Genomic DNA, 26,014 nt, shown 5'->3' with positions numbered 1-26,014 from the left:
ACAGGCATCTCCCAACCAGCAAAATCAACAAGCTTACCCCCCAACTCAACGTGCAAGTCATACAAGGGGGTGCGTTTTAAATCGGTCATTTCCTCAACCTTTCAATCAGCGAGATTGGTCACGAACGACCATGACGGTGCAATGCGCGTTGCGTACGACACGGGCGAGGTTCGGGCCAATTTCATAATTCGGGAAATCGCCTTTGGTCGACGCCATGACGATCAGATCAAAGCCGTCCTTGTAGGCCAGCTTCAGGATTTCGCGGTAGACGCTGCCTTCTTCGATGTGAATTGCAACGTCGGAGGCATTGGCATGATCCAGAACGGCCTGAACCGCATTACGCACGTGCTCTTTGGCACCGGCGCCATAGTTGGCGGGCAGGTTCGGCAGCTGGATGATCTCGGGAATGACGGCAACCGCATGCAGTTCAGCACCGTAGAACTTTGCTTGTTCCAATGCGGTCGGCAGGGCCAATTTCCACGAGCGTTCGTCAGTGTGGTCAATAGGCAGCAGGATTTTCGTGGCCATCACGTCTCTCCTCGAGATATGGAATTCTGTTTGAATGCGGGGGGCCGACGCGGCCCCCCCCGTTTTCTTTTGGGGCCGTATTACTCGGCAGGTGTTCCGCCCGGTTCTTCGGACTTGCCACCCGAGGCAAAGAACTCTTTCGTCAGTTTGAAGACGATCGGGCTCAACAGGGCCAGGGCGATCAGGTTCGGGATGGCCATCATGGCGTTCAGCGTATCCGCCAACAGCCAGACAAAGCCCAGATCCGCAGTTGCGCCGAAGTAGATCGCGACGATCCACAGGATGCGGTAGGGGAGCAGGGATTTGACACCCAGCAGGAACTCGACGCATTTCTCGCCATAGAACGACCAACCCAGGATGGTGGTGAAGGCAAAGATCGACAGCGCGATTGCGATCAAGTGACCGCCGCCCGGCAGAGAGGTCGCAAATGCCAGTGAGGTCAGGGCAGCGCCCGATTCACCCGAGGTCCATGCGCCTGTCGAAATGATCGCCAGACCAGTGATCGAGCAGACGATGATGGTGTCGATGAACGTACCGAGCATCGCGATCAGGCCCTGGTTGACCGGACCTTTGGTCTCGGCTGCTGCGTGTGCAATCGGAGCCGAACCCAGACCGGCTTCGTTCGAGAACACGCCCCGTGCCACACCAAAGCGGATCGCGGCCCATACGGCTGCACCTGCGAAACCACCTTCGGCCGCCGAAGGAGTGAAGGCATAGGTGAAGACCAGCGACAGCGCGTTGCCAATCTCGCCAATGTTGATGATCAGAACCAGCAGGCCGGCGATGATGTAGGCAATTGCCATGGCCGGAACCAATTTACCGGCAACCGCACCGATGCGGGTAATGCCACCCAGAATAACGGCTGCGGTCAGCACCATCAGAACAACGCCAGTGACCGAGGTGTTCACGCCGAAGTTCGATTCCAGAACCTGAGCAACACCGTTGGCTTGTACGCCGTTACCGATGCCGAAGGCCGCGATTGCGCCGAACAGGGCAAATGCTACGCCCAGCCAGGCCCATTTTGCGCCGAGGCCGTTTTTGATGTAGTACATCGGGCCGCCAACAAAGTTACCGAGCTCGTCTTTTTCACGGTATTTCACCGCGCAGACAGCCTCGGCATATTTGGTGGCCATGCCCACCAGGGCGGTCATCCACATCCAGAACAAGGCGCCCGGACCGCCCAGGAAGACAGCAGTGGCCACACCGGCGATGTTACCCGTACCGATGGTCGCCGACAGCGAAGTCATCAGCGCGTTGAACGGGCTGATTTGTCCATCGCCCTGACCCTCACGGCCTGCAAACAAAAGCTTGAAGCCTGTGCCAATGCGCAGGATCGGCATGAATTTTAGCCCTACCTGCAGAAAGAAGCCGACGCCAAGGATGAGGACCAGCATTAGCGGCCCCCATACGACGCCATTGATGGCTCCTACGATTGAATTTAACGCTTCCATGGTTTCCCTCCCATTTGCGTTTGGTTTATGCCCCGTTGGCGATGGCCCGCTGGCGGGCCTGCTTGAGGGCGGCAAAATCTTCGTCGGCATGGAACGACGAACGTGTCAGCGGCGTCGCCGACACATGCAAAAAGCCCTTGGACCTTGCGATCTGTTCCAGTTGGGCGAACTCTTCCGGTGACCAGAACCGGTCAATCGGGTGGTGTTTTGGTGTCGGCTGCAGGTACTGACCCACGGTCAGAAAATCGACCTGTGCGGCGCGCAGGTCGTCCATCACCTGTCGAACGTCGTTCAGGCTTTCGCCCAGGCCAACCATCAGGCCGGATTTCGTGAAGATTTCTGGGTTTGCGCGCTTGGCATCATCCAGAAGTCGCAGTGAAGAATAGTAGCGCGCGCCAGGGCGCACCGTCGGATACAAGTGCGGAACGGTTTCCAGATTGTGGTTGAACACATCCGGGGCAGCATCGAACACCACATCTGCAGCAGTGCCTTTGCCCAGAAAGTCGGGGGTCAAAACCTCGACCGTGGTTTCGGGGTTTTGATGACGGACAGCGCGGATTGTCTGGGCGATATGTTCGGCTCCGCCATCCGCCAGATCGTCGCGGTCGACGGATGTAATGACCACATGGCGCAAGGCCAGCTTCTTCACAGCTGCCGCGACGCGGCCCGGTTCAAACACGTCCAGCGCATCTGGGCGACCGGTGGAAACGTTGCAGAAGGAACAGCCGCGCGTGCAGACCTCGCCCATGATCATCATGGTGGCGTGGCGCTTGGACCAGCATTCGCCAATATTGGGGCAGGCGGCCTCTTCGCAGACCGTTGCCAGATTGTGGTCGCGCATCAGGCGACGGGTCTCGTAATATTCGGGCCCGTCGATCTTTTTCTTGCGAATCCACTTCGGCTTTCGCGGGATGACACTGTCGGCCTTCTTGGCCTTTTCCGGGTGGCGGGTGCGAAGCTGGATGGTCATCTGGCTGTTCCCTCTCAGGCGTGGATTGCTCGGCCCATGGCGTCGAGGCAGGCTTCCTTGACGGCCTCGCCCATTGCCGGATGCGCATGACAGGTTGAGGCGACTTCGCCGACGGTTGCGCCCTTGGTCATGGCCAGAACCAGCTCGGCGATCAGGTCACCGCCATGTGCGCCGCAGATATGCGCGCCCAGGATATTGCCATTTGGGTCGGCCAGTACTTTGACGGCACCGTCCGTCTCACCGGTCGAGCGCGCACGTGAGTTGGCCATGAAGGCAAACTTGCCAACCGAATATTCGGTGCCAGCCTCTTTCAGTGCTTCCTCGGTCAAACCGACCGAGGCGACTTCGGGGTCAGTATACACAACGCCCGGAACGGTGTTGTAATCCACATGACCGGCTTCACCTGCCAGCATCTCGACACAGGCGACGCCGTCTTCTTCGGCCTTGTGGGCAAGCATCGGGCCGGGGACACAATCGCCGATCGCATAGATGCCGGGAACCGAGGTGCGGAACGACCTGTCCACCTGAATAAAGCCGCGCGGGTCGAGGGCTATCCCCAGATCTTCCAACCCAAGCCCGCGCGTTACGGGGCGGCGTCCGACGGCGATCAGGACCTTGTCAGCCTCGATCACCTCTTCCTTGTCTTTGCCGACCCGGTCCAATTTCAGCGTCAGTCCAACGTTGGTCTTGTCGATGGTTTTTAGGGCGCGTCCCAGTTGGAACTTCATGCCGCGCTTTGACAGAGCACGCTGCGCAAGTTTCGCGATCTCGCCGTCAATTCCGGGCAGAATGCGATCCAGATATTCGACAACCGTGACCTTTGCACCCAAACGGGACCAGACCTGCCCAAGCTCCAACCCGATAACCCCGGCACCGACGACAACCAGATGCTCGGGTACAGCGTCCAACGCGATTGCTCCGGTCGAGCTCAGGATGTCCTGCTCGTCAATCTCGATCCCGTTCAGCGGGGTTGGCTCGGAACCGGTGGCGATCAGGATGTTTTTGGCTTCATAAACATCGTCGCCAACTTTGACCTGCCCGTCAGAGGGGATACTGGCCCAGCCCTCGATCAGATCGACGCCGTTTTTCTTGAACAGAAACGCAATGCCCTTGGTCAGATCGCCGACGATCTTGTCCTTGCGACCCATCATCGAGCTCAGATCGATGCTGGCCCCCTCGACAGCAATGCCATGGGAGGAGAGATGTGCAAGCTCGGCATATTTGGCCGAGGAGGTCAGCAACGCTTTGGAGGGTATGCACCCCACATTCAGACAGGTTCCGCCAAGCGAACCGCGGCCTTCAACGCAAGCCACTTTCAGTCCCAGCTGTGCAGCGCGGATCGCTGCAACGTATCCGCCGGGTCCGCCCCCGATGACGATTAGGTCGTAGATGCTCATTTCGTGGTCTTTCAGTAGATCGGATAGCTGGCGCAAAGCGCGCGGACTTTTTCGCGGGTTTCGGCTTCGATCGTCGCGTCGCCTTCCGGCGACTGGGCCAGAGCGTCCAGCACATCACCGATCAGGTGACCAATCTGTTTGAACTCTTCCGGTCCAAAGCCGCGGCTGCAGCCTGCAGCGGTTCCCAAACGGATGCCGCTGGTCACGGTAGGTTTTTCCGGATCGCCCGGCACGCTGTTTTTGTTGCAGGTGAACCCGGCACGCTCCAACGCGGCTTCTGCGTCTTTGCCTGTCACGCCCAGCGGGCGCAGGTCGACCAGCATCAGGTGGTTTTCGGTGCCACCCGAAACGATGTCACATCCCCGTGCCATCATAACGTTTGCCAGCGCAGAGGCGCTGTCCACGACGCGCTGCATGTAGCTCTTAAAGTCTGGCTTCAGCGCTTCGCCAAATGCGACGGCTTTGCCGGCGATCACGTGCATGAGGGGGCCGCCCTGAAGGCCGGGGAACACGGCGGAATTGATCTTTTTCGCCAATGCTTCGTCATTGGTCAGGATGATCCCACCGCGCGGACCGCGCAGGGTTTTATGTGTGGTCGATGTCACGATATGTGCGTGGCCGACGGGCGAAGGGTGCAGACCCGTGGCGACCAGACCAGCGATATGGGCCATGTCTGCCAGAAGCCAAGCGCCGACCTCATCCGCAATGGCGCGGAAGCGTGCAAAATCGATCTTTTGTGAATAGGCGGACGCGCCTGCGATGATCAGTTGCGGCTTTTCGGCTTTTGCCAATTCTTCGACCTGATCATAGTCAATCAGACCGGCATCGGTCAGGCCGTACTGAACCGGGCGGAACCACTTGCCGGATTGTGCTGGTTTGGCACCGTGCGTCAGGTGGCCACCTGCATCCAGTGACATGCCCAAGATCGTGTCGCCGGGGCTGAGCAGGGCCAATTTGACGGCGCCGTTGGCCTGCGCGCCCGAATGCGGCTGAACGTTTGCGTATTCGCAGCCGAACAACTGTTTCAGACGGTCGATGGCCTCGGATTCAACTTCGTCTACAAATTCGCATCCGCCATAGTAGCGACGGCCTGGATAGCCTTCGGCGTATTTGTTGGTCAGGACTGACCCCTGTGCGTCGATCACAGCTTGCGAGACAATATTCTCGGACGCGATCAATTCGATCTGTTCAGCCTGACGTTTGCCTTCTCGCGCAATTGACGCAGCGACCACCGGATCTGCTTCGGTAAGCGACGTTTTGAACATGGTTTCCTCCTCAGGCACCGAATCCTCAGTACGAAATTTTGTTTCCTATAGTGGAATTCGTGCAGTTAAAGCAACATATATCTCACATTTGTGAAGTTGTGTGGTTAGGGGGAATTCTGTAACCTCCGGTAAAACAGGGAGATATTTATGGGCGACGAGACTCGCGGTGATGTTTCCTCACCGGAAGATCAGGACGAAGGTGAGGTTCTGGGGCGTTCCATCCGCGATGCACGACGTGCAAAAGGCTGGACTTTGGAGGAAGCCGGACGCGCGGCGGGAATCGGTCGGTCCACCCTGTCGAAGATCGAGAACAACCAGACGCGGCCAAGTTTCGACATCGTGCGCAGGTTGACACAGGCGCTGGATATGAGCACGCCGCAGCTGTTTCTGCAGTCCGGGCAATCGGGGATTTCGGGAAGGCGCGACTTTACGCCGAAAGGTGAAGGCGAGATAAAAAGCACACCGACCTATTTGCACGAACTGCTGTGTCCCGAGCTGACCAGCAAGCGGATGCTGCCCTATATCGCGACAATCAAAGCCCGCGACCTGTCAGAGTTCGAAAACTGGATCCGGCATACGGGTGAAGAGTTCATGTATGTCATCAGCGGCGAGCTGATCTTTGTATCAGAGCATTATCGCCCCCTGCCGATGAAGGCTGGTGACTCGCTTTATTATGACAGCGGGATGGGGCACGGGTGCATTTCAACCAGTGAGGAAGATGCGAAAGTGCTGTGGGTGTCACTCGAATAAGCGCGACGCACAAGGCATGAATTAAAGCGGTCCCAGCGGCCGCTTTTTTGTAGGATAAGACGGTCTCTGGGTCAGGTGTGGCCCAGCACCTTGCGGGCAACGCGGAAACACTCCAGCGCTTGTGGGACACCACAGTAGATGCCAATCACGTGGATGATGGCTCGGATTTCCTCGGGCGAGACGCCGTTGTTGATCGCGCCTTTGCAGTGAATTTCCCATTCATGCATCTTCCCAAGCGCGCCGATCATGGACAGGTTCATCATCGACCGCGTCTTGGCGTCGATCACGTCATCGCCCCAGCCAAATCCCCAGCACCAAGCGGTCATCGCCTCTTGGAACGGACGGGTAAAGTCATCTGCCGCCGCCAGGTTCTTTTCCACGTATTCCGCGCCCAGCGTGTTCTTGCGCTGTTCAAGGCCTTTCAGAAACAGGTCCTCGTCAAAAATGTCTGCCATGTTTTCTCTCCGGTTTATCAGCCAGTCAGCCGATGTTTGTACAGATGGTCGTAGTGGGGTTTCATCCGGCGGTACACCTGTTTGACCCGATCCGGCGCGTCCGAGATCGAGATATGTTTGCGGGGCTGCGGAGCCAACCCCGTCGAATTGGCCAGATTGGCGTGGAACGACCCGCCATCCCACCAAGAGTGCGCGGATGGGTCGCCACCGGGTTCCCAACTCAACGCGTCTTCCAGAAACGGGATGCCGACCGCTTCGCAAAAGCGTTCGGTCATGGCGTGCGGGTTTTCCAGCAGGTCATCACTGTCGATGACAGGTGGGGGCGTGTCGTTCAGGGCTGTAACCAGATCGAACAGGGCCCGCTGTTCTGGAAAGCCGACCTCACCTTCGGCGAAGTCGGGCCATTGTTTGTACATTGAGGTTATCGTTTTTGCCGGATCGCGGATCAGGAAGGCGTGGTTGAAATTCGACAGGAACTCGGCGTCCCACATGTGATTGATGTAATGCGGGAAATCCTTGATGAAGACAGACCTCTTCTGCGCGCGCGCCTGAATGTCGGCCCAAACCGTGTCCAGTGTCAGGCCCGGTGTCGTCACATCCTCCGGCTGGAACCTGTGCCACAGCGGGTCTTCACCCTGATACCACGCTTCGCCAAAGGGTTCGTGCAGACAATCCAGATCTCCGCGCTGTCGCATCATCCATTCAAAAGCAGTGGACGTAGAGCGGGGCACCGCCCAGAGCGCGAGGACTTTGTTCATGTCGATGATCCTTTGAAGTGAAGTTTATAGCCGCCCCAGAAGTTGCCCGCGGGGTGTTTCCGGCGCGAGGTTGAGGGATTTGAAGATGCGCCAGTACAGCGCGATGTCGTGGCCGATCACCGGTTTGCCAAGCGCGGCCTCAAGCGTATCCGCCAGATGCAAGGGGCGCTGTGGCAGGCCATTCGGCCCGGTGCGGAAATTGCACATGCCGTTGATCAGGATCGCATCGGCCTGCGGGGCCTGCTCGGCCACGTATTCGAAGCTTTTCATCGCGATATCACCGTCAAAAATCCAGCGGTAGGAATTGACCTCCTCCTGGCTGCTGAACCATCCCTGATCTTGGAAATTTCCGGCGTAGAGCACATCGAACCCGGCTTCTTTTAGAAATCCGACGGTGCCCCGCCACCATTCAGGCCAGTGGTAGGCCGCGTTCAGGGCGACCTTTTCGACATTCATCTCGCGCAGCGCCTCGACCATGGCGTAACCTGCCATGTGAAACTGGGTACCGTACTTGTCCGACAGATCCGCGCAATGCTGCCGGACCCCTTCGACGCCTAACCCACAGGCGTGGACCCAATTCGAACCGACCTGCCCGCAAACATCGACGCCGTTGCGGGACATACAATGGACGAAATCCTCGAGCATGCCAAAGTTCTGTTTCCGCTGGTCCAACCCGTGCACGTAGTTCGGGACGTGCAGCATCCAGCCATGCACACCGACCGTTTCAGGGCACATGCGCAGAAAATCCGACGGCGCCGCGTCAAAGTCGAAGGGCGGGCTGGTAAAGCCGACCTGATAGGGAAACAGCTTGTGTTCGGGGCGCCAGTCTTCAGGCATCAGCATGGGCGGGTCACCTCATCACTAGTCCACCGCCTCGCGCATCCATTGCTGCAAACGGGCAATCGAGTGTTCCGACATCACACCACAACCCGGGTCCAGCACCAGCGGACCGGGGCGGTAGCCGCGGGATTTCAGGCCGCGATGGACACTCTCGACCAAATGGATGTCTTCTTCGACTGTGGTTTCCCGGTCCTGCACCGCCAGTTTTCGGATCACCGCGCTTTCGGATCCACCCTCGGTGTACCAGCCGCGCCAGACGGTGCAGTGATCGGCATCAATGGCGCGCCAGTGATAAGTGTTCAGCACATTGCCGGGATAGCATTGGAACGAGAACATCGGCCACAAGAACCATGACTGATAGTCGCCCGCATGTGGCACCGACAGGTCGACCGGGTAGGTCATCTTGTCGAGGCTTTGGCATTCGGTCGTATGACGCAGCACGTAACCGCCGTCTGCATCGGGCTGGATGTCATAGGTCTCGGGCTTGACCACACCTTCGGCAAAAGTCGGGTGGTTGGTCGGGCAATGATAGCACTCCGAGTAATTCTCGATACTGACTTTCCAATTGCAGTTTTCCGGGATTTCTACCCATTCCAGCGGTTCCAGATCATCGATATGAGGGACAAAGGCGCGGATTTCCTTGCGCACGCCGGGGTACCATTCATCCATCGGCGCGGCGTCATCGTCGAGATTGACGAAGATGAATCCGTTGAACACCTCGGTCCGAACCGAGGTCAAGCAGATGGCGCTGCGGTCAAAGCCGGGTACAGATTTGATGTTCGGCCCGGCGCGCAGCTGGCCGGACAGCTCATAGGTCCAGGCGTGATAGGGGCAGACCACGACTCGAATGTTGCCTGCGCCCGTCACCATTTCATGCGCGCGGTGCTGACACACATTGTAGAATGTTCGGATTTCCCCGTCGCGGCCGCGAATGCAAAAAAGGTTCTGTCCAGCAATCTCGAAGGCGAAGTAATCCCCTGTCTCGCGCACCTGGGCGACGTGACCTGCAAATTGCCACGTTCGGGCCAGTAATCCCTGCATCTCTTGCTCGAAGATCGCTGGGTCAGTGTAATACCGGGCGTCCAGTGAATGCGTCAGAGGTGCGTTCATTCGGGTTCCTCCGCGTAGAGGCCAAGCTGGTGGCGGCGTTGGTGAAATCGTTCTACCCGCTCGACGATCTCATCGCTGGAAACGGCAATCACAAAGGACAGCAGCGTTTCCAGCAAGGCGATGGTCGAAACCGAGGACGGAAAGAACTGTGGTGTGTCGGCGGCAACGACAAAACCGTGTTGTGCGTTCAGGATCACCGGGCTGGCCGGGCTGTCTGAAATGCCGATGACGGTCATTCCCTGTTGGCGCGCCAGTTTGATCGCGTCGATCACTTCGGTGCGGTAGGGATGGCAGGTGATGGCGATCAGTACGTCCTGCTGGTCAGCCCATGCCAGATCATCCACCGGAGTAGAGCCGGGACGCGGGATAGCGTGGAACTGTTTCATGCCGGTTGAAGCCAGATAGGTGAAATTGCGTGCGTTCGAATTGTTGACGCCCACACCCAGTGTGAAAATCTGGCGGCAGTTCCAGATATCCTCGGCGGCGGCCTTCAGGCTTGCGGCGTCAATCCCGGCAAAGGTTTCTTCGATATTGCGGATCGCGGCGCCGATCATATCGGCATAGAGGCCGCCCAGTTCCCCTGACTTGCCGATGTCCTGCAACCAGCGGGCGCGATCAGGAAATGACACTCGTCCCTGCCGGATCGCATCCCGGAACGGGGCGCGAAAATCTTCGTAGCCCTCGAACCCCACCTGCCGCGCCATGCGGACAAACGTGTTGGGTTTGACTTTCGCCGCCTCGGCGATCTCTCGCACGGTAGAAACTCCAACATCGGTTGGGTTTTCCAGCACGTAACGCGCGGCCTTCTGCGCTTCGGGCGTAAGGGCGTCCCATTCCTCGGACAGGCGATCCAGAACAGTTGATGATACATTTGTGTCATTCATGATTGACGATGGTACATTTGTGGAATTAGCCTGTCGAGCAGAAACGCGACTCGGGAAGAGGAAAAATCATGTCCGAGAAGAATCTGCCGTCGCATGCCCGCGTGGTGATCGTGGGCGGAGGTGTCATGGGAGTCGGTCTGGCCTATCATCTGGCGCATGAAGGATGGGGCGACGACACCGTCCTGCTTGAAAAGGCCGAGCTGACCAGCGGCAGCACCTGGCACGCCGCTGGGCAGATCACGCATTCGACGTCCAGTTTTGGGTTGGGTAAATGCGTCGACTACAACATCAGCTTGTATTCTGGCCAGCTGGAGGCCGAAACCGGCCAGCCGGTGACGTGGCATGGCTGCGGATCGTTCCGTCTGGCCTATACCGAGGACGAGATGGACTGGTTGCGTCACACCCTGTCTGTGGGCCGGTCGCTGGGGTTCAACATTGAGCTGGTCGGACCTGAAAAGGTGGCCGAACTGCACCCGTTCTACAATCTCGAAGGCGTGTTGGGTGCACTGCACACGCCTGATGACGGGCATGTGGACCCGACCAACGTCACCATGGCAATGGCAACTGGAGCGCGGCAAAAGGGTGTACGCATCTTCCGCAACTGCCGCGCCACCAACATTACGCAGGCCGAGAATGGCGAGTGGGTGGTAGAGACCGCACAGGGCACCATAACTTGTGAGTATGTGGTGAACGCTGGCGGCACCTATGCCCGTCAGATGGGCGAATGGTCGGGGCTGCAACTGCCCATGACTTCGATGACACACCACTATTTTGTGACCGAGCCGGTGCCCGAGTTCGAGAACCTGGACAAGGAACTGCCTGTGATCCGCGATGACCGCAAGGTCTCGGGCTATATCCGGATGGAGCAGCAGCGCGGCCTGATCGGGATTTACGAAAAAGAAAACCCGAACTCGGTCTGGCATGATCATTGCCCCTGGGAATACGAGAACTGGCTGTTCGATGCGGATTACGACCGGGTGATGCCGTGGCTTGAAGAAAGCCTGAACCGGATGCCGATCTTTGCTGATCTGGGCATTCAACGTGACGTGCATGGGGCGATTTCGCACCCGCCCGACGGCAACCCGCTGATCGGGCCAGCGCCGGGTGTTCGGAACTATTGGTGTTGTTGCGGGACGCAGATCGGCATCGGCTGGGGGCCAGGTCTGACCCGCGAACTGGCGCGCTGGATGGTACATGGGGCGGCCGATATCTCGATGCGCGAATTCGACCCGCGCCGGTTTGGGGCGTATGCCACCAAGGATTGGCAGGTGATCAAGGCCGAGGAAGACTACTGCCTACGCCATGAAATCCCTTTCCCGCATTTCAATCGTCTGGAAGGCCGCCCGATCAAGCCATCGCCGCTGTATGAGCTGCTGAACTCCAAAGGCGCGGTGCATGAAGAGGTCTATGGGTTCGAACGCCCCCGCTGGTTCGCGCGGGATGGGGTTGAGCAGCACGATCACTACTCCTTCCGCCGCACACCGGCAGACGACATGGTCGCGGCTGAAGTCAATGCGGTGCGCGAACGGGTCGGCATCATGGATGTCACCGCTTTCACCAAGGTCGAGGTTTCGGGCCCAGACGCCCACGCCCTGCTGGACCGGTTGACCGCCAATCGGATGCCGCAAAAGGTGGGCTCGATCACGCTGACCCATATGTTGAACCGACGCGGGCGGATCGAATTGGAAACGACGATTGTCCGCAAGGCCGAGGACCGCTTCTACCTGGTCTGTGCGGCCTTCTTTGAACAACGCCTACTGGATCATCTGGCACACGAGCGTGCCGGTGAGGATGTACAGATTACCGCGCTGTCCACCGACTGGTCGGCCTTGTCGCTGAACGGTCCCCGGTCACGCGACGTACTGTCCCGCTGTACCGATGCCAATCTGACCAATGCCGGGTTCCGCTGGCTGTCCGCGCAGGAGATCACCATCGCAGGCCACAAGGTCTGGGCCTTCCGCATGTCTTATGCCGGCGAGTTGGGGTGGGAACTGCACATGCCCAATGCTGCCTGCCTCGACGTCTACACCGCGCTCTGGACCGCAGGCGAACCGCATGGCATCGCCGACTATGGCAGCTTTGCCATGAATGTGATGCGGATGGAGAAGGGGTTCAAGGGCGCGGGCGAGCTGACCAACGAGGTCACTTTGGCCGAGGCTGATGTGCTGCGCTTTGCGCGTACGGACAAAGAGTATCTGGGCAAAGACAAAACGCTGAACACTGACTTGCCGTGGGTGTGTGCCTATCTCGAAATTGAGCCGGATGGTGAAATTGACGGCCACGGTGGAGAAGCGGTGATGCTGGGCGGACGTGTAGTGGGTTCAACAGCCTCAGTCGTCTATGGGCACACGGTCGGCAAGATCCTGGCCTTTGCGTACATCAAGCCCGAGGCTGCTGCCCCTGGCACCGAGTTACAGGTCGTGATTCATGGCCAACCCCGCGCGGCCTATGTTCTGGGCGAACCAGCCTATGATCCGCAAAGCCTGCTGCCCCGCACCGACGCTATTTTGGAGACTGCATAATGAGCTTGCCTGACAAAATGAAGGCCATGGTCACGATGGGCCATGGCGGCTTGGAGCAAATGGTGCTGCACAAAGACTGGCCGCGCCCGGATCCCGCGGCCGGCGAGGTGTTGATCAAAGTCGCAGCCTGCGGGCTTAACAATACCGACGTCAACACGCGATCCGGCTGGTACTCAAAAACCGTGACCGATGCGACGACAGGCGACGCGTTCGAGGAAGTCAGTGACGAGGATCCGACGTGGGGCGGCGCGCCCATCACTTTTCCCCGGATCCAAGGGGCTGATATCTGCGGGGAGGTCGTCGCCGTGGGAAAAGGCGTCGACCCCGGGTTGATCGGTCAACGTGTGATCACCGATGGATGGCTGCTCGACCCGTCTGATCCGGGCAATAAGGACAAAACCGGCTATTTCGGCTCGGAACGGGACGGTGGGTTCGCCGAATACGCCACGACCCTGGCGGTTAACGCGGTGCCGATCCGGTCCGACCTGTCGGATGCCGAACTGGCAACGTTCTCGTGTTCCTATTCGACTGCCGAGGGCATGCTGACCCGCGCCAACGTCACCGACGCCGACACGGTTCTGGTGCCCGGAGCCTCGGGCGGGGTTGGCGGTGCCTTGGTGCAACTGGCCAAACGCCGGGGTGCCCGAGTCATTGCACTGGCGTCAGAGGCGAAACACGCAGACGTGGCGAAACTGGGCGCGGACATGATCCTGCCACGCGCTCCGGAAAACCTGCGTGCGGCGCTTGGCAATGAAAAGGTCACCGTTGTAGCCGACGTGGTTGGTGGCCCCTACTGGCCCAACCTGATCGACATTCTGGAACGTGGGGGGCGCTATACATGCTCGGGCGCGATTGCCGGGCCCATGGTCGAATTTGACCTGCGCACATTCTACCTGCGTGACCTGACCCTCACCGGCTCTACCGTGATTGACCCCCAGGTGATGCATAACATCGTTCAGTATATCGAGGCTGGTGAGATTAAGCCCGCCCTGGCCGCGACATTTCCCCTGGAAGAGTTGCGCGAGGCGCAAGCCGCATTCATTGCCAAGCAGCACACCGGGAACATCGTGGTGATCCCATGACGATGGACGACGTTCTCGAAGCTGCCCGACAGATGCATCAATCACATCCTGAGCTTTCAGAATTCGGCGCTTGGCCTGATGACCTGACGCCGGCCGATTTGGAGCCATACCAAATCCCAGCCGTTGAATTGATTCAGCAAACTGACTTCGCGACCGGGCACGCAACGCGATCCCTTTCAGACGCGATCAGGGCAACCGCACATCTGGCGCAGTGGAAACACACCTATACGGAGGAAGAGGTCGGCGCCGATTTCCTTAGTCGCTATGGCTATTACGAGCTATTCGGTCCGACCGGGCATTTCCATTCGACCCAAATGCGGGGCTACGTCGCCTACTGGGGGGCGGGCCTGAATTATGATTGGCACAGCCATCAGGCCGAAGAACTCTATCTGATCGTAGGCGGTGGGGCGATGTTCCGCGTCGAAGAAGACGAGACTTACGTCGGCCTCAATCAGACACGACATCACTGCAGCTGGCAAAGCCACGCCATGACAACAACCGACGAGCCAATTCTGGCTTTCGTTCTGTGGCGAGGACAAGGATTGAACGACTTGCCACAAATGGATGCGGCATGAAAACCATTCCGATACCTATCTGGCCATCCCAATGTGGGCATGCCTGTGTTGCGAAATGGCCCAGTATCCCGATTGAGGAGTTCCGTCTATGAGACCGCAAGCCGAAGCCACTCAGATGATTGATGACGCCCGCGTGCGTGTGACGCGATTTGACTTTGCACCGGGGGCCGAAACGGGATGGCATCGTCACGCAATGGATTACGTCATCACCGCCGTAACCGATTGCCATATGCGGCTGGAACTGCCCGATGGTTCGGTCAACGACGTAACGGTTGCTGCGGGAGTAACTTATCGCCGCGACGAGGGTGTCGAACACAACGTGATCAATGCCGGGGACGCGCCGATGACCTTTGTTGAAGTGGAACTGAAATGAAAATCACTCGTCTTTCAGTCTACCATGTCGACCTACCGCTTGAGCATCCGTATTGGCTGTCTGGTGGGCGGTTGAAGTTTGAAACGCTCGACGCAACGATTGTAAAGATCGAAACCGATTCAGGTCTGACCGGTTGGGGCGAGGGTACCCCGTGGGGCCACACTTATGTTCCTGCCCACGGTCCGGGTATTCGCGCCGGAATTCAGACGATGGCACCGTTCATTCTGGGCCTTGATCCGCGTCGGGTGCTGGATGTCGAACGGGCGATGGATATCGCTCTGCCAGGCCACCTCTATGCCAAAAGCCCCATTGATATGGCTTGCTGGGATATTGCGGGTCAGGCCGCCGGTCTGCCAATTGCCGATCTGATGGGCGGCGGGTCTCGCACGCCGCGCCCGATTGCCTCGTCGGTCGGCGCGAAAACCGTCGAAGAAACGCGCGAAGTGATGGAACGCTATCGCAGCCGCGGTTACGTTGCGCATTCGGTTAAAATCGGTGGGGATGTAGAACGCGACATTGCCCGCGTCCGTGACGTGGAAAGCATCCGACGCCCCGGCGAGATCGTCCTTTATGACGTCAACCGTGGCTGGACCCGGCAGCAAGCCCTGCGGGTGATGAGCGCCTGTGAGGATCTGAACGTGATGTTTGAACAGCCCTGCGAGTCGCTGGACGATATCGCCGCGATTTCAGGCCGCCATGCCTCACCCGTTTCAGTGGATGAAAGTCTTGTAACCCTGCAAGACGCCGCCCGCATTGCCCGCGAAGGGTTGGCTGAGGTGTTCGGAATAAAGCTGAACCGTGTCGGTGGCCTGACCAAGGCGGCACGGATGCGGGACATCGCGTTGGCGCATGGAATCGACATGTTCGTGATGGCCACCGGTGGTTCGGTTCTGGCCGATACCGAGGCGCTGCATCTGGCGGCCACCATTCCGGACGATAATTGTCACGCGGTCTGGGCGTGCCAGGATATGATCACCGTCGATGTTGCTGGCGGGCGAGGCCCCCGCAATATCGACGGCCACCTGCACTTGCCGGAAACGCCGGGACTTGGCGTGCAACCTGACGAGAATGCGTTGGGCGATCCTGTCGGGGTCTACCAGTGAAGATCACCAAGATAACGCTTTGGTCCGTCGACCTTACCAGCCACGAGACCTATCATATGGCCGAGGGTAAGACCTGTGCGACCGTGATCTCTCATATCCTGAGCCTTGAGACGGATACGGGCCCACAAGGTTGGGGCGAGGTCTGTCCGATCCCGCATTACCTGCCAGCTTTTGCGGGCGGAGTGCCAAGCGCGATTGCTGAGATGGGTCCCGAGATCTTGGGCATATCCCCTTACGGGGTGGACGCGCCAATGCGTAAGCTGGAAGGTTTCCTGCAGGGACATCGCTATGCCAAGTCCATAGTCGACATCGCGCTTTGGGATTTGTTCGGGCAGGCAACGGGCCAGCCGGTCTATGCGTTGCTGGGTGGGCGGACGCGGAAGGACATGCCGCTGTATCACTCGATCACTTGCATCGCGCCAGATGACATGGCACGGATCGCCAAGACGGCTTTCCAGACCGGCATTCGCCAGTTTCAGGTCAAGCTGGGGGTCGAAGGCGACTGGCAGGCCGACGCCGAGCGTTTGACCAAAGTGCGTGAGGCCGTGGGACCGGGGCCTTTGGTCTATGGCGACTGGAATTGCGGTGCATCACGCCTGCACGCCACGAGAACGGGCCGGGCGGTGGCGCACTTGGATGTGATGCTGGAACAGCCCTGCAAAACGCTGGAGGATTGTGCCGCGGTTCGACGGGCCACCGGCTTACCTATGAAGATAGACGAGAACGCCCATGATCTGGCGTCGCTGCGGCGCGCATATGAGCTGGGCTGCATGGATGCTGTCGCTTTGAAACTGTCGAAGTTCGGCGGTTTGTCGGCCATGCGCCGAGCGCGCGATCTGACCGTGCATTTCGGGGCCGAGATCTGCGCCGAATGTACCTGGGGCTCGGATATTGTCACCGCTGCATCGCTGCATTTTGCGGCCTCGACCCCGCACGGGTCGCTGATGAACACCTGCGACCTGTCATCTTATGTGGCGCCTCGCATTTGCCCCGACGCACCAAACCGTGAAAACGGCCGGATTGCCCCGCCCGAAGGACCGGGGTTAGGTGTTGTGCCGGACCCAGAGGTTCTTGGCCCACCAGTATTGGAGATCGTTTGAGATGCTGAAAATCAACACCCAAACCGAATGGATCGCCCGCGCGAATGAGGTACTGCCCGCCGGTGGGTTTGGTAATTTCGACCCCGGTATCGTCATCGCGCGCGGCGAAGGCAGCCGGGTCTGGGATGAGGATGGTAATGAATATGTGGACTACCTAATCGGTTCGGGTCCGATGTTGCTGGGCCATGGTCATCCCGAGGTCATGGAAGCCGTGTTGGAACAACTGCCTAAGGGCATGACCTTCTTTGCCAACAACGCGCGGGGTATCGAACTGGCCGAAGCGATTGTTGACGCGGTGCCGTGTTGCGAGCAGGTCCGCTTTGTCGCTGCGGGTGGTGAGGCGGATATGTACGCCATCCGTCTGGCCCGTGCCTATACTGGCCGCAGCAAGATCCTGAAGTTCGAAGGCGGCTATCATGGGATGAGCGCCGAGGCACAGATGAGCCTGGCCCCCAGCCGCCACGTCAACTTCCCCCAAGCTGTCCCGGACAGCGCGGGCATTCCCGACAGTGTGGCCGAACAGATGCTGATCGCGCCCTTCAATGATCTTGATGCGGTGGCCAATCTACTGGCCGAGCATGATGACGTTGCCGCGATCATGGTTGAGCCTTTGCAACGAATTGTCCCTCCGGCACCCGGATACCTTCAGGGATTGCGCGATCTCTGCGATAAACACAATGTCCTGTTGATTTTCGATGAAATCGTCACCGGATTCCGTTTGGCCTATGGCGGTGCGCAAGAGAAATATGGCGTGACGCCCGATATCTGCACCTTGGGCAAAATCATCGGCGGCGGCTTCCCGTTGGCGGCGCTGGGCGCAAGCGCCGAGATCATGCAGCATTTCGACAAAGCGAAAGTGGGCGAGGAAGGCTGGCTGATGCAGTTGGGGACCTTGTCCGGCAATCCGGTCGCTTCGGCTGCCGGTTTGAAGACCATGGAGGTTTTGCGGCGCGATGGCATGTATGACCGTCTGCGTGAAATCGGTGCCGAGCTTCAGCAGATGCAGATGGATGCGCTGACCGGGGCCGGCATCCCGCATCAGATCTGCGGGGACGAAACCCTGTTCGACATCTATTTCACCGATACGGACTGTCGTGACTACCGCAGCGCCAAACATGACGACCCCCGCCGTAACGCCATCTACAACGATTCGCTGCGCGCACATGGGATTTTCAAAGCCCCCGGCAAACTCTATCCGTCTTTGGCCGTGACCCAAGCAGACCTGGATCAGACGCGGATGGCCGTCGAGAAAGCGGTTCAGGCGATCAGCGCAGCCTGAGGTCCAAAAGGCCATAAAATTAAGCGGGCCGCTGTCATTTCTGACAGCGGCCCTAACTGGTTGGATTTCAGGGTCTGGTCTCGCCCCCTCGAATACCACTTAAAACAAAACGGACTAAAAAAACTTTCGACTTTTTCGAGACCGACCCGACTTCACAACCGGTATGAATACTTTATGCGCCATCGACGGTGCTGTTTCAGTGAAGTAGTTCACTTTCCATAAACTTTTTTATTTTTTCCAATCAAAAAAGCCTGGGCCTGCCTGTTTCAGCAAGGATTCTGCCATGGCGCGACCTATTTCAGGGCCATCTGCGACCGACCCTGAGGTGTCCTCGGATATGGATTCGGATCCGTCGGGGCGCAAAACCTCACCGCGCAGGCGTAGTTGATCACCTTTTATTTCTGCCAAACCCGCGATCGGCGTTTCGCAAGAGCCGTCCAAAGCGGCCAGCAATGTGCGTTCCGCTGCCAAGCGCTGCGCGGTCTCAGCATGGTGGATGGCCTCGAGCATTTCAGCCGCACGGGAATCGTCGATACGGCGCTCGATGCCGATCGTGCCCTGGGCAATGGCGGGCAGCATGTCTTCGGCGGCGATGGCGGTTGCGGGAACCTCCTCCATATTCAGACGCCGGATGCCCGCCATGGCAAGAAACGTGCAATCGGCTACACCATCTGCCAGCTTCTTGAGGCGCGTTTGAACATTGCCCCGGAACTCGACCACATTCAGGTCCGGGCGACGGTTCAACAATTGTGCCCGCCGCCGCAGCGATGAGGTGCCCACAACTGCACCCTGCGCGAGGTCACGAATCGAGCTCAGGCTGGGTGAGATAAAGGCGTCTCGCACATCTTCGCGCGGCAGAAACGTGTCCAGGACCAGACCTTTTGGCTGTTCAACCGGCATGTCCTTGGTGGAATGCACCGCGATGTCGATATCTCCGCGCAGCATCGCCTCTTCGATTTCCTTGGTGAACAGGCCCTTGTTGCCAATCTCTTTCAGTGGGCGGTCCGCATCAATCATGGCGCGGTTGTCACCAGTGGTCTTGATCACCACAATCTCGAACGCGTCTTCGGGCAGATCAAAGGCTTTGCCCAGCCGTTGCCGGGTTTCATAGGCTTGTGCCAGCGCCAGCGGTGAGCCACGAGTGCCGATCTTGAGCGGTGATGCGGGGGTTGGCAGGGTCAAAGTCATGGGCACAGCTTTAGTCGCGTCACATTGCCCTGACAATGGGGGCAGAGCTTGACAAATTGCCACTGAGGCACGACCCGTTGCGACAAACCTGACGATTGGGGACAAAGATGGCCGAGACAAAGAAACTGCTGCGGGCGCTGGCGGGTGAGATGCAGGACGTGCCGCCGATCTGGATGATGCGGCAGGCCGGGCGGTATCTGCCCGAATATCGCGCGACTCGGGCACAGGCCGGGGATTTTCTGTCTTTGTGCTATAACCCCGAACTGGCCGCCGAGGTGACATTGCAACCGATCCGCCGCTACAGGTTCGACGCAGCGATCCTGTTTGCGGATATCCTGCTGGTGCCACAAGCGCTGGGTGCGGACCTGTGGTTTGTCACTGGCGAGGGACCAAGGCTGTCGACGATCACCCGGCAATCTGATTTCGACGCGCTAAAGCCTGTGTCGGATATCCATGAGACGCTGTCGCCCGTATATGAAACCGTACGCATCCTGTCCCGCGAATTGCCCTCCCAGACAACGCTGATTGGTTTTGCAGGCGCGCCGTGGACTGTGGCGACCTACATGATTGCCGGGCGGGGTACACCGGACCAAGGACCGGCCCACGCGTTGCGTGAAGAGAACACGGCCTTGTTCGAGGCGTTGCTGGACCGGATCACACTGGCAACGATCGAGTATCTCTCGGCCCAGATCGAGGCCGGAGCGGAGGTGGTCAAGATCTTTGACAGCTGGGCGGGGTCGTTGAAGGGCACCGAGTTTCAGAAATACGCGGTCGAGCCTTGCCGCGTGATTACACAGGCCATCAAAGCGCGCCATCCCGGTATCCCGGTGATCGGCTTCCCGCGCGAAGCAGGTGATGGTTACAAAGGTTTTGCCAAGACCACCGGCGTGGATTGCGTCGCGCTGGACAACTCTGTGTCGCCGGATTGGGCGGTCGAGCATGTGCAGGTGGATGGCTGCGTTCAGGGCAATCTGGCCTCGTCACACATGGTGACCGGCGGACAGGCGCTGGTGGATGAGACGCGTCAGATCGTCGAGGCGTTCTCGAAAGGACCGCATATCTTTAATCTGGGCCACGGGATCACACCCGATGCCGATCCCGATAATGTTCAGCTGATGATCGACACGGTGCGGTCGTGGCGGGACGCGTAGAGGGGCCAGCCCCACTTGGATTTTGGCCAACTCACCCAGGGAGATTTTTAGCCAGGTGAGGGGTCAGGAGGCGTGTTGGTGGACAGCTGATCCAGAATATCCTGCCTGTGTTCGCCTCGGCGTGGGCTGGTTTTGGGCTGCCATGTCTCGGTCGAAAAGCGGGGCGCGGCCGCAGCCTGCAGCGCTCCGTCATGGTCGATCCAGGTTTGGCGCGCGGCGTTCATGGGATGGGCTTGCGCCTCGACCGGGTCGAGTACGGGCGCGACGCAGGCGTCGGAACCTTGGAATATATCGGCCCAGTGGGCGCGGGGTTTGCTGGCGAATAAGTCGGTTAGCCGTTGCGTGAGTTTGGGCCAAAGTGCCGGAACATATTGGTTTTTGAATTCGGGATCGTCGGTGAGTCCCAGTTTTTGCAGGAATTCGGCGTAGAACTTGGGCTCAAGACACTGGACGGACATGAAGCCCCCGTCTAGGCACGCGTAGGTGCGGCTCCAATGCGGGCCGTCCAACAGGCTGTGACCACGCGTCTCAGACAGATTTCCGGATTGGCGCATGCTCATCAACAGGTTCATCATGTGGGCTGAGCCGTCATAGATGGCCGCATCAACCACGGTGCCCTGTCCGGTCCGCTGCGCGTTGAGAATCCCGGCTAGAATTCCGGTGACAAGATACATGGCACCGCCGCCAATATCCCCGACCAGAGTCGCAGGGGTCTGCGGGGGCTGGCCCGCGGCCGAGGCGTACCACAATGCCCCGGACAGAGAGATATAGTTCAGATCGTGCCCGGCAGTTGCGGAGAGCGGGCTGTCCTGACCCCATCCGGTCATGCGACCATAGACCAGTTTGGGGTTGGTTTCCTGAAAAGCGTCGGGGCCAAGCCCCAGCTTTTCCATCACACCTGGGCGAAACCCTTCGATCAGCGCGTCGGCCGAGGCCATCAGGCGTCTTGCGATGTCCAGATCGGCTGTATCCTTCAAATTCAGATCAATCGAGCGTTTGCCGCGATCCAGGACGGATTGCTCGGGCATACCAGGTCCGGCAGGCTGGCCCTTGCGGTGGATCGTGATGACGTCCGCCCCCAGATCGGCCAGTAACATGGCTGCAAAAGGACCTGGCCCCAAACCTTCAACTTCAATGATCCGTATTCCGCTGAGCATGGGCCTTCTCCTTTTGGCGCAAGTTTTCGGGGATGCCCAGGGATTGCAAGACCAGATTCAACTGACTGTGATAGTGCGCCTGCATCCGCCGCAGCGTTTGATGTTGGCCGCAATTGAACCGCACGGTGCCCGCAGCCTATCGGCAAGGACAACATTATGCGCGTTTGCCTGATGCGTGTTTGCTAATTGAGCATGTACACAAGCGGACTACCGAATGGCGGCGGTGCCGCAGACCTGACACAGCCGCGCGCCCACAAAAAAGCGCAGAACAATGTGCGGAATTGACCTGTTCTGTGCCGGGCCGTCGGGGTAGTGTCCCCGCCAGAACAGGGAATGTGCATGACAACTATTCTGTCCATCAGGGATTTGCGTAAGTCCTATGCCGACGGATTCGAGGCGCTCAAAGGGGTGTCCTTGGATATCGAGCAGGGCGAAATTCTGGCGTTGCTGGGCCCGAATGGGGCTGGCAAGACGACCCTAATTTCCACCGTGTGCGGCATAACCACTCCGACTTCTGGCACCGTTACTGTAGGTGGGCATGACATCCAGACCGAATTTCGTGCAGCGCGGCGGATGATCGGGCTGGTGCCGCAGGAAATCGCGCTTGAGCCGTTTGAGAAAGTTTGGAACACGGTCCGGTTCTCTCGCGGCCTGTTCGGATATGGCAGCGACAACGCCCGGATCGAAGAGATCCTGCGCAAGCTGTCTTTGTGGGACAAGCGTAAAAACGCGATCAAGGAACTGTCCGGCGGCATGAAGCGCCGCGTGCTGATTGCCAAGGCCCTGGCACATGAGCCGCGCGTGCTGTTCCTGGATGAGCCGACCGCCGGCGTAGATGTCGAACTGCGCAAGGATATGTGGGAGATCGTGGCCGAGCTGAAAAAGGCCGGGGTAACCATCATCCTGACGACACATTACATCGAAGAGGCCGAAGCCATCGCCGACAGGGTAGGTGTGATCGACAAGGGTGAGCTGCGGCTGGTCCAGGACAAGAACACCCTGATGGCCCAGATGGGCAAGAAACAGATCGAGGTTATGCTGGCCGATCCTATCCAGGCCATTCCCGACAGTCTGGCTGTGCATAACCTGACGTTGAACGGCAATGGCGACGCGCTGGTCTATACCTATGACACCCACGCGGACCGCACTGGGATCACCACTTTGCTAAACGACGTGGCGCAGGCGGGGCTTGTTCTGCGCGACGTGCAGACCCGGCAGTCGAGCCTAGAAGAGATTTTCGTGAACCTGGTATCCGGAGAACCTGCATGAACTGGTCTGCCATCGCAGCAATCTACCGGTTCGAAATGGCCCGGTTCTTCCGCACTCTGGCACAGAGCTTTCTGTCACCGGTCCTGTCGACCTCATTGTATTTTGTGGTCTTCGGCACTGCGATCGGCAGCCGCATCCAAGAGGTCGAGGGTGTATCTTATGGCGCGTTTATCGTGCCGGGGCTTATCATGTTGTCCGTTGTGATGCTGGCAATCTCGAACGCGTCTTTCGGGATCTACTTCCCGAAATTCCTTGGTACGATCTACGAACTGTTGTCGGCGCCAGTAAATTTTATTGAGATCGTAATAGGTTACGTCGGGGCCGCCGCCACCAAGTCGTTGTTTGTCGGGTTGGTGATCTTGGTGACAGCGACATTCTTCGTGGACATACGTATCGAACATCCCTTTGCGATGGCAGCGTTCCTGATCCTGTCCTGCCTCAGTTTTTCGCTGTTGGGCTTTATCGTGGGGATATGGGCCAGCAACTTTGAACAAATATCATTGGTGCCTCAACTGGTTATCACGCCACTGATCTTTCTGGGCGGCACGTTCTATTCGATCTCGATGCTGCCGCCTGTTTGGCAGACGATCACCCTGTTCAATCCGGTTGTTTACCTGATTTCCGGGTTCCGCTGGTCGTTTTACGGGTTGGCCGATGTCCCGATCGGATTCAGCCTGCTGGCGATTCTGGTCTTCACAGGGACTTGTCTGGCTGTGATCGGCTGGATCTTCAAAACCGGTTGGCGTATTCGCAGCTAGGGCGTTGCATTTTTGCCCGCCATGTGTGTGAATTTGGTTCACGTCACGTCTAAGGCTCGAACGGTCCCTTGTTTAGGGCTCAGCCGCACTCTACATCGGCACCCATGAAGCTCAGCCTGCCATTTGTCAAAAAGCAGCCCCTCGTGGCCGTGGTTCGCCTATCCGGCGCCATCGGAATGGCGGGGCGTGGATCGTTGAACGATACCGCGCTGGCCCCCGTTCTGGAAAAGGCGTTTCGCAAAGGTAAACCTGCGGCCGTGGCGCTTGAGATCAACTCGCCCGGTGGATCGCCAGTGCAAAGCTCTCTGATCGGGTCGCGAATCCGGCGGCTGTCGGAAGAGCTTGAGGTCCCCGTTATTGCCTTCGTCGAAGACGTTGCAGCGTCTGGCGGCTACTGGCTGGCCGCTGCCGCTGACGAAATCTGGGCCGATGACAGCTCGGTCCTGGGGTCGATCGGTGTGATTTCGGCCGGGTTTGGCGTGCATGTCCTTCTGGCGCGGCAAGGCATCGAGCGGCGCGTACATACGGCGGGCAAATCAAAATCAATGCTCGACCCGTTTTCGCCGGAAAAAGAAGAAGATGTCGCGCGGCTGCAAGGCTTGCTGGGTGATATCCACGCGAACTTCATCGACCATGTCAAAGCCCGCCGCGGTGACAAGCTGGATCAAAGTGCGGATTTGTTCACGGGCGAGGTCTGGCTTGCCAGACGCGCGCAGGAACTGGGCCTGATAGACGGCGTCGCACACCTAAGGCCGAAAATGCAGGAGCGGTTCGGCGACAAGGTGAAGTTCCGCCGCTATGGCCTGCGCAAACCGATCTGGTCGCGGTTCGGGGCCACACTTGCCCAGGACGCCATAACCGGAATTGAGGAGCGGGCGGCTTACGCGCGCTTTGGTTTGTGACGTGATCGTTAAGGTTGTCACCCTTTTCCTGATTGCCATGGGTGTCCTGGCGATGTTCGGCAAGTTGCGTTTTCCGGGGCAGAAAAGGCTGCAATCTGCAAGATGTCCGCGCTGTGGACGGTTCAGTATCGGTAAGGGGCCTTGCTCCTGCGAAAAAGGAGGCCGTACATGACGGCATGGCTGTTATCCGGCCTCGGCTTGCTGATCTTGCTTCTCGCAGGTGATGCTTTGGTCCGCGGTGCAGTGAACCTGAGCCTGCGCCTGGGTGTACCAGCCCTGATCGTCAGCCTGACCATTGTGGCGTTTGGCACCTCGGCCCCCGAGCTGTTGATCGCGGTCAGCGCGATCAAGGAAAACGCGCCGGGGATTGCGCTGGGTAACGTGGTCGGGTCGAATACGGCGAACATCTTGCTGGTTCTGGGTCTGCCAGCCTTGCTTGCCACGCTTCACACCAGTGAATGCAACACCAGAAGAAACTATGTGTTCATGTTGCTGGCCACGGTGCTGTTCATCGGCCTGGCATTCTGCGGCGTGTTCAATCTGGCCAGTGGTGCTATTTTGCTAGCTGCTTTGGGATTGGTCCTGTTCAACGCATTCCGCGATGCGCGCGCGCATCGCAAAGCTTGCGGTGAAGCCTGTGGGGAAGAGGATGAGTTGGAAGGTCTGGAAGAGGCCGATCCGGACATGCCCTATTGGAAACTATCGATCTATCTGGTCCTGGGCCTGATCGGCCTGCCGATGGGTGCGCATCTATTGGTCGACAACGCCACGATCATTGCCCGCACATATGGCGTCAGCGAAACGATTATCGGACTGACGCTGATCGCAGTTGGGACATCCCTGCCGGAACTGGCCACGACCGTCATGGCGGCCTTGCGCAGACAGGCGGATGTCGCCTTGGGCAACGTGATCGGGTCGAACATGTTCAACCTTTTGGCCATCGTCGGTATCGCCACTTTGTTTGGACGTATCCCTGTGGACCCGGAATTCCTGCGTTTCGATCTGTGGGTCATGCTGGGCGCATCGCTTCTGTTGATCCCGTTCGTGTTCTTGAAACAAGATATCACACGCGGCTGGGGTCTGGTGTTGACGCTGCTGTATGCCGTCTACATCGTCTCGCTGTTGGCGTGACCTGAAGATAGGGGGA

At 58.7% G+C, this 26,014-nt stretch carries 25 protein-coding genes; 13 read left to right on the top strand and 12 right to left on the bottom strand.

Translation table 11 applies throughout. The features are described 5' to 3' along the window. Positions 1-105: 105 nt before the first annotated feature. The 5 genes from AC2FI9_RS11505 to glyA all read right to left on the bottom strand — a co-directional run bounded on the left by AC2FI9_RS11505 (position 106) and on the right by glyA (position 5,611). Positions 106-528, bottom strand: a complete 423-nt coding sequence (locus tag AC2FI9_RS11505; RefSeq protein ID WP_496767749.1) for a universal stress protein — start codon at positions 526-528, stop codon at positions 106-108. A gap of 80 nt (positions 529-608) precedes the next feature. Continuing rightward, positions 609-1,979, bottom strand: coding sequence for an alanine/glycine:cation symporter family protein (locus AC2FI9_RS11500; protein WP_170415306.1), 1,371 nt, complete (start codon positions 1,977-1,979; stop codon positions 609-611). A gap of 25 nt (positions 1,980-2,004) precedes the next feature. Continuing rightward, a complete protein-coding gene (lipA, locus tag AC2FI9_RS11495; RefSeq protein WP_496767747.1) occupies positions 2,005-2,949 on the bottom strand; it encodes a lipoyl synthase in 945 nt (314 codons plus the stop codon). 14 nt (positions 2,950-2,963) lie between these two features. Beyond that, a complete protein-coding gene (lpdA, locus tag AC2FI9_RS11490) occupies positions 2,964-4,346 on the bottom strand; it encodes a dihydrolipoyl dehydrogenase (protein WP_496767745.1) in 1,383 nt (460 codons plus the stop codon). A gap of 11 nt (positions 4,347-4,357) precedes the next feature. Then, complete coding sequence (gene glyA / locus AC2FI9_RS11485; protein ID WP_496767743.1) at positions 4,358-5,611, bottom strand: serine hydroxymethyltransferase; 1,254 nt, start codon at positions 5,609-5,611, stop codon at positions 4,358-4,360. A 147-nt stretch (positions 5,612-5,758) separates the two neighbouring features. Here glyA and AC2FI9_RS11480 point away from each other — a divergent pair, with 147 nt between their 5' ends. Continuing rightward, positions 5,759-6,361 (top strand): helix-turn-helix domain-containing protein, encoded by a 603-nt coding sequence (locus AC2FI9_RS11480; protein WP_058273647.1) that lies wholly within the window; start codon positions 5,759-5,761, stop codon positions 6,359-6,361. A 71-nt stretch (positions 6,362-6,432) separates the two neighbouring features. On the opposite strand, the gene AC2FI9_RS11475 is transcribed toward AC2FI9_RS11480, so the two are convergent. The 5 genes from AC2FI9_RS11475 to AC2FI9_RS11455 are packed head-to-tail and all read right to left on the bottom strand — an operon-like array spanning position 6,433 to position 10,408. Beyond that, positions 6,433-6,816 (bottom strand): carboxymuconolactone decarboxylase family protein, encoded by a 384-nt coding sequence (locus tag AC2FI9_RS11475; RefSeq protein ID WP_058273646.1) that lies wholly within the window; start codon positions 6,814-6,816, stop codon positions 6,433-6,435. A gap of 17 nt (positions 6,817-6,833) precedes the next feature. Next, positions 6,834-7,574, bottom strand: coding sequence for a sulfotransferase-like domain-containing protein (locus AC2FI9_RS11470; RefSeq protein WP_496767741.1), 741 nt, complete (start codon positions 7,572-7,574; stop codon positions 6,834-6,836). A gap of 24 nt (positions 7,575-7,598) precedes the next feature. Continuing rightward, positions 7,599-8,417 (bottom strand): hypothetical protein, encoded by an 819-nt coding sequence (locus AC2FI9_RS11465; protein ID WP_496767738.1) that lies wholly within the window; start codon positions 8,415-8,417, stop codon positions 7,599-7,601. 18 nt (positions 8,418-8,435) lie between these two features. Further along, the gene (locus tag AC2FI9_RS11460; protein ID WP_496767736.1) at positions 8,436-9,524 is read right to left on the bottom strand and encodes an aromatic ring-hydroxylating oxygenase subunit alpha; all 1,089 of its coding nucleotides are present in this window, start codon (positions 9,522-9,524) and stop codon (positions 8,436-8,438) included. Beyond that, entirely contained in the window at positions 9,521-10,408 is an 888-nt protein-coding gene (locus AC2FI9_RS11455) for a MurR/RpiR family transcriptional regulator (RefSeq protein WP_496767733.1), read from the bottom strand. The genes AC2FI9_RS11460 and AC2FI9_RS11455 overlap by 4 nt, the downstream gene beginning before the upstream one ends. 68 nt (positions 10,409-10,476) lie before the next feature. On the opposite strand from AC2FI9_RS11455, the gene AC2FI9_RS11450 reads away from it, so the two are divergent. From AC2FI9_RS11450 to AC2FI9_RS11420, 7 genes are all read left to right on the top strand, one after another. Then, entirely contained in the window at positions 10,477-12,930 is a 2,454-nt protein-coding gene (locus AC2FI9_RS11450) for an FAD-dependent oxidoreductase (protein ID WP_496767729.1), read from the top strand. Then, positions 12,930-14,012 (top strand): alcohol dehydrogenase family protein, encoded by a 1,083-nt coding sequence (locus AC2FI9_RS11445; protein WP_496767724.1) that lies wholly within the window; start codon positions 12,930-12,932, stop codon positions 14,010-14,012. The genes AC2FI9_RS11450 and AC2FI9_RS11445 overlap by 1 nt, the downstream gene beginning before the upstream one ends. Beyond that, entirely contained in the window at positions 14,009-14,587 is a 579-nt protein-coding gene (locus AC2FI9_RS11440; protein ID WP_496734226.1) for a dimethylsulfonioproprionate lyase family protein, read from the top strand. Before AC2FI9_RS11445 ends, AC2FI9_RS11440 begins: the two co-directional genes overlap by 4 nt. A gap of 88 nt (positions 14,588-14,675) precedes the next feature. Next, positions 14,676-14,960: a cupin domain-containing protein gene (locus AC2FI9_RS11435; RefSeq protein WP_496734228.1), complete on the top strand. Its 285-nt coding sequence runs from the start codon at positions 14,676-14,678 to the stop codon at positions 14,958-14,960. Then, positions 14,957-16,063: a mandelate racemase/muconate lactonizing enzyme family protein gene (locus tag AC2FI9_RS11430; RefSeq protein WP_496767720.1), complete on the top strand. Its 1,107-nt coding sequence runs from the start codon at positions 14,957-14,959 to the stop codon at positions 16,061-16,063. Before AC2FI9_RS11435 ends, AC2FI9_RS11430 begins: the two co-directional genes overlap by 4 nt. Then, the gene (locus AC2FI9_RS11425) at positions 16,060-17,163 is read left to right on the top strand and encodes a mandelate racemase/muconate lactonizing enzyme family protein (protein ID WP_496767718.1); all 1,104 of its coding nucleotides are present in this window, start codon (positions 16,060-16,062) and stop codon (positions 17,161-17,163) included. Before AC2FI9_RS11430 ends, AC2FI9_RS11425 begins: the two co-directional genes overlap by 4 nt. A 1-nt stretch (position 17,164) precedes the next feature. Next, positions 17,165-18,442 (top strand): aspartate aminotransferase family protein, encoded by a 1,278-nt coding sequence (locus AC2FI9_RS11420; RefSeq protein ID WP_496767716.1) that lies wholly within the window; start codon positions 17,165-17,167, stop codon positions 18,440-18,442. Positions 18,443-18,670: 228 nt separating this feature from the next. Here the strand turns inward: AC2FI9_RS11420 and hemC are convergent, their stop codons facing one another. After that, entirely contained in the window at positions 18,671-19,630 is a 960-nt protein-coding gene (gene hemC / locus AC2FI9_RS11415; protein WP_496767714.1) for a hydroxymethylbilane synthase, read from the bottom strand. A gap of 107 nt (positions 19,631-19,737) precedes the next feature. Between hemC and hemE the strand changes: the two genes are divergently transcribed. Then, positions 19,738-20,781 (top strand): uroporphyrinogen decarboxylase, encoded by a 1,044-nt coding sequence (hemE, locus tag AC2FI9_RS11410; protein ID WP_496767712.1) that lies wholly within the window; start codon positions 19,738-19,740, stop codon positions 20,779-20,781. 47 nt (positions 20,782-20,828) lie between these two features. Here hemE and AC2FI9_RS11405 read toward each other — a convergent pair whose 3' ends face one another. Then, positions 20,829-21,938 carry a CaiB/BaiF CoA transferase family protein gene (locus AC2FI9_RS11405; RefSeq protein ID WP_496767710.1) on the bottom strand — a complete coding sequence of 370 codons (1,110 nt, stop codon included), beginning with the start codon at positions 21,936-21,938 and terminating at the stop codon, positions 20,829-20,831. Positions 21,939-22,277: 339 nt separating this feature from the next. Here AC2FI9_RS11405 and AC2FI9_RS11400 point away from each other — a divergent pair, with 339 nt between their 5' ends. The 4 genes from AC2FI9_RS11400 (at position 22,278) to AC2FI9_RS11385 (ending at position 25,998) form a co-directional block, all read left to right on the top strand. Then, complete coding sequence (locus AC2FI9_RS11400; RefSeq protein WP_058273632.1) at positions 22,278-23,207, top strand: ABC transporter ATP-binding protein; 930 nt, start codon at positions 22,278-22,280, stop codon at positions 23,205-23,207. After that, positions 23,204-23,965, top strand: a complete 762-nt coding sequence (locus tag AC2FI9_RS11395; protein WP_496727270.1) for an ABC transporter permease — start codon at positions 23,204-23,206, stop codon at positions 23,963-23,965. Before AC2FI9_RS11400 ends, AC2FI9_RS11395 begins: the two co-directional genes overlap by 4 nt. Before the next feature lie 104 nt (positions 23,966-24,069). Then, entirely contained in the window at positions 24,070-24,867 is a 798-nt protein-coding gene (locus AC2FI9_RS11390; protein ID WP_496767706.1) for a S49 family peptidase, read from the top strand. A gap of 168 nt (positions 24,868-25,035) precedes the next feature. Beyond that, entirely contained in the window at positions 25,036-25,998 is a 963-nt protein-coding gene (locus AC2FI9_RS11385; RefSeq protein WP_496767704.1) for a calcium/sodium antiporter, read from the top strand. The last annotated feature ends 16 nt before the right edge of the window (positions 25,999-26,014 follow it).

The organism is Ruegeria sp. CDSA246 (assembly GCF_059611225.1).
Note: the sequence above shows the minus strand (reverse complement) of the source record. Positions and strands in the feature narration are given on the sequence as shown.